Annotated in this window: 8 protein-coding genes and 1 pseudogene; 4 read left to right on the forward strand and 5 right to left on the reverse strand. The window is 68.7% G+C overall.

Features of this window, described 5'->3' with window-relative positions:
• The coding region (locus tag AC1D01_RS13175; RefSeq protein WP_477866851.1) for a deaminase at positions 1-1,125 on the forward strand (1,125 nt) is incomplete at its 5' end.
• A complete protein-coding gene (locus AC1D01_RS13180) occupies positions 1,112-1,339 on the forward strand; it encodes a hypothetical protein (RefSeq protein ID WP_477866853.1) in 228 nt (75 codons plus the stop codon). The genes AC1D01_RS13175 and AC1D01_RS13180, both read left to right, overlap by 14 nt.
• Before the next feature lie 11 nt (positions 1,340-1,350).
• On the opposite strand, the gene AC1D01_RS13185 is transcribed toward AC1D01_RS13180, so the two are convergent.
• On the reverse strand, positions 1,351-3,054 hold the full coding sequence (locus AC1D01_RS13185; RefSeq protein WP_477866865.1) for an AMP-binding protein: 1,704 nt from the start codon (positions 3,052-3,054) through the stop codon (positions 1,351-1,353).
• Positions 3,055-3,200: 146 nt separating this feature from the next.
• Between AC1D01_RS13185 and AC1D01_RS13190 the strand changes: the two genes are divergently transcribed.
• Entirely contained in the window at positions 3,201-4,706 is a 1,506-nt protein-coding gene (locus AC1D01_RS13190; protein WP_477866855.1) for a glycosyltransferase family 39 protein, read from the forward strand.
• Here AC1D01_RS13190 and AC1D01_RS13195 read toward each other — a convergent pair.
• A pseudogene (locus AC1D01_RS13195) lies at positions 4,673-4,963 on the reverse strand (DJ-1/PfpI family protein); the annotation flags it as partial. The gene AC1D01_RS13190 and the pseudogene AC1D01_RS13195 overlap by 34 nt on opposite strands.
• A gap of 5 nt (positions 4,964-4,968) precedes the next feature.
• On the opposite strand from AC1D01_RS13195, the gene AC1D01_RS13200 reads away from it, so the two are divergent.
• Positions 4,969-5,136, forward strand: a complete 168-nt coding sequence (locus tag AC1D01_RS13200) for a hypothetical protein (RefSeq protein ID WP_477866857.1) — start codon at positions 4,969-4,971, stop codon at positions 5,134-5,136.
• A gap of 212 nt (positions 5,137-5,348) precedes the next feature.
• On the opposite strand, the gene AC1D01_RS13205 is transcribed toward AC1D01_RS13200, so the two are convergent.
• Genes AC1D01_RS13205 through AC1D01_RS13215 form a run of 3 tightly spaced genes read right to left on the reverse strand, consistent with a single transcriptional unit; the run spans position 5,349 to position 7,891 of the window.
• Positions 5,349-6,593 carry a carbohydrate porin gene (locus tag AC1D01_RS13205; protein ID WP_477866859.1) on the reverse strand — a complete coding sequence of 415 codons (1,245 nt, stop codon included), beginning with the start codon at positions 6,591-6,593 and terminating at the stop codon, positions 5,349-5,351.
• Positions 6,590-6,790, reverse strand: a complete 201-nt coding sequence (locus AC1D01_RS13210; protein WP_477866861.1) for a hypothetical protein — start codon at positions 6,788-6,790, stop codon at positions 6,590-6,592. Before AC1D01_RS13210 ends, AC1D01_RS13205 begins: the two co-directional genes overlap by 4 nt.
• A gap of 9 nt (positions 6,791-6,799) precedes the next feature.
• The gene (locus tag AC1D01_RS13215) at positions 6,800-7,891 is read right to left on the reverse strand and encodes an ABC transporter ATP-binding protein (RefSeq protein ID WP_477866863.1); all 1,092 of its coding nucleotides are present in this window, start codon (positions 7,889-7,891) and stop codon (positions 6,800-6,802) included.
• Between the last annotated feature and the right edge of the window lie 190 nt (positions 7,892-8,081).

Genomic DNA, 8,081 nt, shown 5'->3' on the forward strand with positions numbered 1-8,081 from the left:
GAGCTGGAGTTGCTGCGCACCGTGTACCGCGAGGCGCTGTATGTCGTTGGTGTCTTCGCACCGCTATGGCAGCGCGAGGAAGCATTGCGCTCGCATGGACTCGACGGCCCTGCTGTTGCCGCATTGATGGATCGCGATTCAGGTGAAGAACTGGCGGGTGGGCAAACCGTTGCCGAAACCTTTCCCCAATGCGACTTCTTCTTGCGGATGGACTCGCAGACCGAAACTCAGCTGCGTGCCCGAGTTGAGCGATTTCTGAACCTCATCCTCGGCACGCAGGTCATCACGCCGACGCGATCGGAAGCCGCCATGTACGCCGCCGCTTCCGCAGCAGGAAACTCCGCCTGCCTGTCGAGGCAAGTGGGCGCTGCGGTCACCGACGCCACAGGCGAGGTTCTGGCCGTCGGCTGGAATGATGTGCCGAAGGCATTCGGCGACCTCTACGTGACCGATCTCGCTGCCGACACGAACGGCGACCAGGACAAGCGTTGCTGGAATCATGGCGGCAAGTGCTACAACGACGAGGAAAAATCACTGCTGGCAGAGCATGTCATCGCATCGCTCGATGGGTTGATCCCTGCGGAGAAGCGTGATCAGGCCGTCACCGCAGTACTGACGAACAAGAAGCTGCGGGGGTTGATCGAGTTTTCCAGATCGATCCACGCGGAGATGCATGCCATCCTGACGGCGCTGCGACAGAAGGGCGACCGGGTGCGAGATGGCCGCATCTACATCACGACCTATCCCTGCCATTCATGTGCCCGCCACATCATCGCGGCTGGAATCCGGGAGATCTACTACATCGAGCCCTACCAGAAGAGCTTGGCCATCAAGCTGCACGGCGATGCGTTGAGCGAGCATGAACAGGACGCATCGAAGGTTCGCTTGATCCCCTACGACGGCGTGGCGCCCAGCCGCTATCTGAGCCTGTTCCGCATGCGGCCGGATTCGCGCAAGAAGAATGGCAAGGTGATCCGCGTCAGGCCCGATGTCGCTACGCCAAAGCTTGAGAAGAGCCTGGAGGCGTTGCCCGCGCTGGAAGCGCTGGTCGTAGAATCTCTCATCCAGCGCAGGCTGGTTTCTCAAGCCCCGTCCCAAGCAGGAGCAGCACATGAAGACACCTGAGCAGCTCCCCCTCAATTTCTCTGCATCCCCGTTCGATCGCGCGAATTCGAACGAACCCACATCGGCCGATGTCGTCGATCTCGGTGCGGTGCGAGCTGCAAAGCGCGATCGGCGCATGAGCGCCGTCTACAACGCTATTCGAGAGTCCATCCGGCACATCGACCTGCGTCRCGCGGCCACCGGTCGCGACTTCGAGGATTCGTCCTACGGCTGACCACCGAGACGTCAGCCCGCGTGCCACAGCACGGCACGACCCGCCCGTGACCAGCCCTCGAACAAGGCCCCGTACGCCTCCTCGATCCGGTTGCGCTTGACCTTGAAGGTCGGCGTGATGAAGCCGTTGTCGACGGTCCACGGCTCGCTCACCGTGACCAGGCAGTCGAGCTGCTCGTGCGGATCGAGCCGCTCGTTGACGTGGCGCAGGTGCGCCTCGAACGAGGTCTCCAGCTCCTGGCGCGACAGCGGGTTGCCCGCGCCCTGCGCGGCCGCCGGCGACAGCATCAGGATGCCCATCGGCTGGCCCAGGTTCGCACCGATCACGCAGCAGGCCTCGACCGCCGGGTGCATCACCAGCTGGTCCTCGATCGGCGCCGGCGACACGTACTTGCCCTTGCTCGTCTTGAACAGGTCCTTCACGCGGCCGGTGATGCGCAGGTTGCCTTGCGCGTCGATCTCGCCCTTGTCGCCGGTGTGCAGCCAGCCGTCGTCGGTCATCGCCTCGCGCGTCAGCCCGGGCGCCTTGTAATAGCCCATCATCAAGCCCGGGCTGCGCATCTGGATCTCGCCGTCGATTGCGGCGATGCGGCACTCGACGCCGTCGTAGGGCGGGCCGACCGTGCCGGGGCTCGCGCGCCCGGGGTGCGTCGCATGCGACACGCCGCAGTTCTCCGTCATGCCATAGGCATCGAGGATCGGCAGCCCCAGGCCCTCGTACCAGCGGCGCAGCTCCGGCGGCAGCGGCGCGGCGCCGCAGGCGGCGATGCGGCACTGGTCGAGACCGAGCGCGCGCAGGATCTTGCGCCGCACCAGCGCACCGACCAGCGGGATCCGCAACAGGCGCTGCAGCTTCGCCGGCGGCAGCTTCGCGTGCACGCCCTGCTGGAACTTGACCCACAGCCGCGGCACCGAGAAGAACACCGTCGGCCGCGCGCGCTGCAGGTCGCTCGCGAAGGTCTCCAGGCTCTCGGCGAAGAACAGGTGCATGCCGGTCACGAGCTGCCCGTGCTCGACCAGCGCCCGTTCGGCCACGTGGGCCAGCGGCAGGTAGCTCAGCATGCGGGTGTCGGGATCGATCGCGTCCAGCCGCTTCAGGCCCGCGCGGATCGACCATGCGAACGCGCCGAAGCTCTGCATCACGCCCTTGGGCATGCCGGTGGTGCCGGAGGTGTAGATGAGGGTCGCGAGCTCGGCCGCGTCGCGCACCGGCTCGCCGGTCAGCGGCGCGGTGCGCGCGACGAGCGCATCCCATTGCGGGTACCCGTTCGGCGGCGCGAGCGGCATGCCGATGCACGGCAGCTCGTCCGGGATGCCGGACTTCATCGCCTCCCAGCCGTCGAGCTTGCCGACGAACAGCAGCTGCGCCTCGCTGTGCAGCAGGATCTGCCGGATCGTCGCGGCCGACAGCGTCGGGTACAGCGGCACCGAGACGCCGCCGGCCATCCAGATCGCCCAATCGGCCATCAGCCAGTGCGCGCAGTTCTTCGACAGCAGCGCCACCTTCGCGCCGTCGCGCACGCCGCGCTCGCGCAGGTGGGCGGCCATGCGCCGCACCTCGGCCATCGCCTGCGACCAGGTGAACTCGCGCAACACGCCGCCACCCTGCGGCTGCGTGAAGCAGATGCGGTCGGGCGCGCTGCGCTCCCAGTGGTACAGGCGCTGCAGCGCGAGGTGTTCCGGCAGGATGGGATCGGCCACGTGCAACTCCGGCATCGGCGCGATGGCACCGGTCACCGACGATAGGAGCGGCGGGGCCTCGGCGCCTAGAGGGTGAGTACCGATCGACCGCGAAGCACCCTTGTCCATGGGGGGCGGGGATTAAACTGCGGCGCCCTGTCGGCAGCCGGCTTCCCCCACCCATGGCCTTGTCTTCCCCTGTCTCCGCTCGCGCTCCGCGCCTGCCGCCGGCGCTCGCATTCGCGTTGCTGTTCGGCATCGGCTGGGCGCTGTTCGGAGCGCTGCTGAACCCCGGCCAGCCGGGCGATCACTTCGAGCAGTTCACCTGGTCGCACAGCTTCGAGGGCGGCTACCACAAGCACCCACCGCTGCCGACCTGGATGCTGGCCGCCGCGATCCGCGTGTTCGGCTTCTCGCCGCTGTGGCCCTACGTGCTGGCCGCGCTGTGCGTCGCCGGCACTGCCGTGTTCACCTTCCTGGTCGCGCGCCGCCTGCTCGGCGAGCGGYTGGCCGGCGTGGCCATCGTGCTGTGGGGGCTGCACTTCGCGTTCAGCTGGAAGGGCCAGCTGTTCAACCACAACACGGTGATGATGCTGTGCCTGGCGGCTGCGGCCTGGGTCGCACTGCGCGCCGCCGATGCCCGCGCCGGCTGGGGTGGGTGGATCGCGCTCGGCGCGCTGGCGGGGCTCGCGCTGCTGTCCAAGTACCAGTCGGCGGTCGGGCTGGCGGGGCTGATCCTCGCGCTGGGCCTGGGCGGCATGCTGGCCACCGCCCGCGCGCGCATCGGGCTCGCGCTCGCGGTGCTGATCTCGCTCGCGATGTTCGCGCCGCACATCGCCTGGGTGTTCCACCACCAGTTCTCGACGCTGCGCTATGCGTCGACGACCGCGCTGCAGCTCGATGCCGCGGGCCGCGTGCAGAAGCTGCTGTCGTTCACTGCGGTGCACCTGCGGATGCTGGTGCCGGTGCTGGTCGCGATGCTCGCGCTGCTGGCCTGGCAGCGCGCCGCGCCGGCCGCTGCGGCGCATGAGGATGCCGTGCCTCCCCGCGTGCGCCGAGCCTGGCTGTTCGGGCTGCTCGGCTTCCCGCTCGCGGTGCTGGTCGTGATGTGCCTGGTGTTCGGCGTGCGCCTGCAGGATCACTGGGGCTTCCAGAGCGTGCAGTTCATCAGCCTGTGGTTCGCCTGGCTGCTGCGCAAACGCACCGGCGCGGCCACGCTGCGGCGCCTGTGCGTGCTGGCGCTCGTGATCCACGTCGCGTTGATGGCGGCCTACGCGCGCTCGGTGCTCGATCCGTCGACGCTCGCCGGACGCGGCCGCCCCGACCAGTTCTACCCGGCGCAACGCCTCGCCGACACGGTGCTGGCCGCCTGGCGGCAGACGACCGCGTGCCCGCTGCGCTTCGTGGTCGGCCCGACCTACGAGGGCGGCATGGTCTCGGTGTATTCGGGCGGCAACCCGCCGGTGCTGGAGTCGGGCGATCCGCTGAAGTCGCCGTGGGTCGACCTGGCGGCGCTGCGCGAGGCCGGCTCGGTGCAGCTGTTCCACAGCGCCGACGAGGCCCCGCCCGGCACGCCGCCGCTGCACAGGCTGCCGTTCATGCCCGGCGGCTCGACCACGTCGACCTACGACATCCTGTGGACCATCGTGCCGCCCCGCGACCCCGCCTGCGCTGCCCCGGTCAAGTGAACTGCCGCCGATAGTCGCGCGGCGCCACGCCGACGCGCCGCGCGCAGCGCAAGCTCGCGGCCATGGTCCTCTTCGACCATCGCGAGCGCCAGGTCCATGCCTGCCGTCACGCCCGCCGAGGTGCAGAGCGGGCCGTCCTTCACGTAGATCGCGTCGGGCTCGACGGTGGCGCCGGGGTTCTCGGCGGCGAGGCGTTCGACGGAATTCCAGTGCGTCGCGACGCGCCGCCCCTGCAGCAGCCCGGCCGCGGCGAGCACGAAGGGTGCATCACGAGCCGCTGGTGGGGGCGATGGTGCCGTCGCTGCTGGTGCTGATCGGGCCGTTCGCGGTCGGCTTCCTCGCGCTGCTCGCCTTCCTGACGATGGTGCTGGCGGTGCTGACGATGCGCACGCTGCGCATCGCGATCGACGGCCGGCTGCTCGCCGGCTGAAACGAGCAGATCGGAAAGAGCACACGCAAAAAGGCCCGGCACAGGGCCGGGCCAACGCTCTCTCGCTTCGGACCCCCACCGCCGTGGGGATCCCGCGGGTCACGGCGCCGAGGCGCCGAGCCCGCGTGATCGGGCCGCACACCGGGGGAGTCGGGCAAGCACGATCCCCCAACCGCGGCAAAACCTCTCCGTCCGGCGGCGGCCCGGGCCGATCACCACCAGGTCTCGCCTTGGACCCCGACGGACGTGCCGGCCTTCTTGTCGCCGAAGACGGCCTGCGTGGTGCCGCCCAGGTTCAGGCGTGCCGCCTCGTTCCACGCGGCGTGGGTGACGAACAGGCGCACGGTCGGACGCGACCCCGGGTCCTTGCCGGCCGAAGCGGCCAGCGTGCCGGTGATCTTGGTCATCGTCAGGTTGCCGGTGCTGCCGGCAGCGGCCGCGAGGCTCGAGCCGAGGTCCGGCTTGACCTGGTCGTGGCCCACTTCGAGCAACGCGCGGAACGGCCCGCCGAGGTAGGTGTCGGTGCGCGCACCGAGCGCGAACCACTTGTTGCCGGCGTCGCCGCCGGCGGCGTTGATCTGCTTGTTGATGCGGTACTCGGCGATCGCATCCCAGCCGGTGGTCTCACCGAACTTGCCGGTCTGCTGGATCACCACGCGGCTGTTCTTGGTCTCGCCCAGCTTGTCGAACTTGGCGCCGAAGATGGTCGCGCCGCCGAGCGTGCCGTTGATGGTCTGGTAGGCGCCGACCGCGAGGCCCTTCGGTTGCTTGGGAGCTTCCTGGCCGTTGGCACCGCTGGTCTTCGACTGCATCGAGCCGGTGACGTAGATCGACAGCTCGCCGTTCGGGATGTCCTTGATGCCGGTCAGGCGCACCGGGAAGGTGAAGCGGTTGTTCTTCACCGAGGTGTCGGTGGCGACACCGGGCACGCCGTAGTTCGGGTCCATCATGAACGCGACGCTGAGCTTGCCGATGCCCAGCTCCATGTCCTCGATGCCGGCACCGTTGCCGTCGTTGTTCTCGAGGAACTGGTCGTTGATGCCGAGCTGCAGGCGGTTGTAGAAGCGGCGGCCGGCCCAGATCTTGCCGTTGGCCAGCTGGCTGATGTGGTCGCCGTAGGTGTAGATCTGGCCGAAGCGCGTGGTCAGCGCGTCGGGCTGCGACTGGCCGGCATCCCAGGCCTTGTAGACGCTCGGCATCACGTGCACGTGCCAGTCGGAGCCCTCGAATTCGGCGAGCTTCGCGTTGATGTTCGGCTCGACGACGTAGTCGCATTCATTGCCGAGGCGCCACTTGGTGTCGGCGCCGGCCAGCTGGTAGCACACCTGGTTGCCGCCGCGCGTGTTCAGGCCGACGCCCGCACGCATGTAGCCCGAGAAGTCGATGACTGGTCCGGCGGCGGCCGAACCGACGGCGCCTGCAAGCGCCATCGCGAGGAACAGAGGTTTCTTGTTCATGGTTTCTCCTGGTCTCCTGTTGGGGTGGAAGGAAGGTCGTTCGCCGAAGTGGCGGCTTTTGGCCTTTGGAGTGGCAGGCCAAAACGGGGGCGCGACGCTGCAGCCGGCACCGGGCGGTCCGTGGAAAACGCGCGCGGCAACAGCGGTGCAATCGTTTTCATCACGGCGGTGAGGAGCGTGGGCAGCGGAACGTGCATGGGGGATCCCTAGTGGAGGGCGAGGGCGGCGCCGTTGTCGTTGAACAGCAGGGCGCGCGAGGCTTGCGGCACGAGGCCGATGTCCTGGCCGGCGCCGAGGCCTTCCTGGTCGGCGGGCACGCGCAGCGAGACGGTGTTGGCGGTGCCGCGCAGCGTGGCGTGCACGATGATCGAATCGCCGAGGTGTTCGAGCAGGTCGACGCGGGCGGCGAGGCCGTTCTCGACGCGGCCGATGCCCAGGTGTTCGGGGCGGATGCCGAGCACGAGTTGCGCCGACGCGCCCGAGGGCAGGCCACCCGGCAGGCTGAGCGTGCCGGCCTGTTCGACGCGCAGCTGCACCGCGCCGCCGCCGGCCGCCGCCGCGACGCAAGGAATGAAGTTCATGCGCGGCGAGCCGAGGAAGCCGGCGACGAACTGGTTGGCCGGCTGCTCGTACAGCGACATCGGCGTGCCGACCTGCTCGATGCGGCCGGCGTTGAAGACGGCGATGCGGTCGCCGAGCGTCATCGCCTCGACCTGGTCGTGGGTGACGTAGATCATCGTGTTGCCGATTTCCTTGTGCAGCTTCGACAGCTCGATGCGCATCTGCACGCGCAGCGAGGCGTCGAGGTTGGACAGCGGCTCGTCGAACAGGAAGACGCGCGGCTTGCGCACGATGGCGCGGCCGATCGCGACGCGCTGGCGCTGCCCGCCCGAGAGCGCCTTCGGCTTGCGTTCGAGCAGGTGCGTGATCTGCAGGATCTCGGCGGCGCGGCCGACGGCCTTCTTGACGTCGTCCTTCGACTGCCCGGCGAGCTTGAGCGCGAAGCCCATGTTCTCGGCGACGGTCATGTGCGGGTAGAGCGCGTAGCTCTGGAACACCATCGCGACGCCTCGGTCGGCGGGCGGCACCTCGTTGATCAGGTCGCCGCCGATGTGGATCTCGCCGCCGCCGATGTCCTCGAGGCCGGCGATCATGCGCAGCAGCGTGGACTTGCCGCAGCCGGACGGGCCGACGAAGACGGCGAATTCACCATCGGCGATGTCGAGGTCGATACCGCGGATCACCTCGACGTTGTTCTCGTAGCTCTTGCGCACGCCGCGCAGGGTCAGGGTGGACATGGTTGCTCAGGTCTCCGATGAGGTCTTGTTGTGCGCGTCGGCTGCGGCTGGGGGTGTGGCCGGGCGGCTCATGCCGGGGCGGTCGGCCCTGGCGGGCCGACTCCACGAAGAAGAGTGGCTTCGGCGGTGCATCGCCAAACTCCCTCCACTCACTTCGTTCGTTGTGGTCAAACAGTGGCGATGAGTCAGT

Source organism: Rhizobacter sp. P3_B12 (assembly GCF_056402895.1).

Excerpts from the sequence above, each read along its gene's own strand:
- AC1D01_RS13185 (WP_477866865.1), bottom strand. The coding sequence starts at position 3,054 with ATGCCGGAGTTGCACGTGGCCGATCCCATCCTGCCGGAACACCTCGCG.
- AC1D01_RS13205 (WP_477866859.1), bottom strand. The coding sequence starts at position 6,593 with ATGAACAAGAAACCTCTGTTCCTCGCGATGGCGCTTGCAGGCGCCGTC.
- AC1D01_RS13210 (WP_477866861.1), bottom strand. The coding sequence starts at position 6,790 with ATGCACGTTCCGCTGCCCACGCTCCTCACCGCCGTGATGAAAACGATT.
- AC1D01_RS13215 (WP_477866863.1), bottom strand. The coding sequence starts at position 7,891 with ATGTCCACCCTGACCCTGCGCGGCGTGCGCAAGAGCTACGAGAACAAC.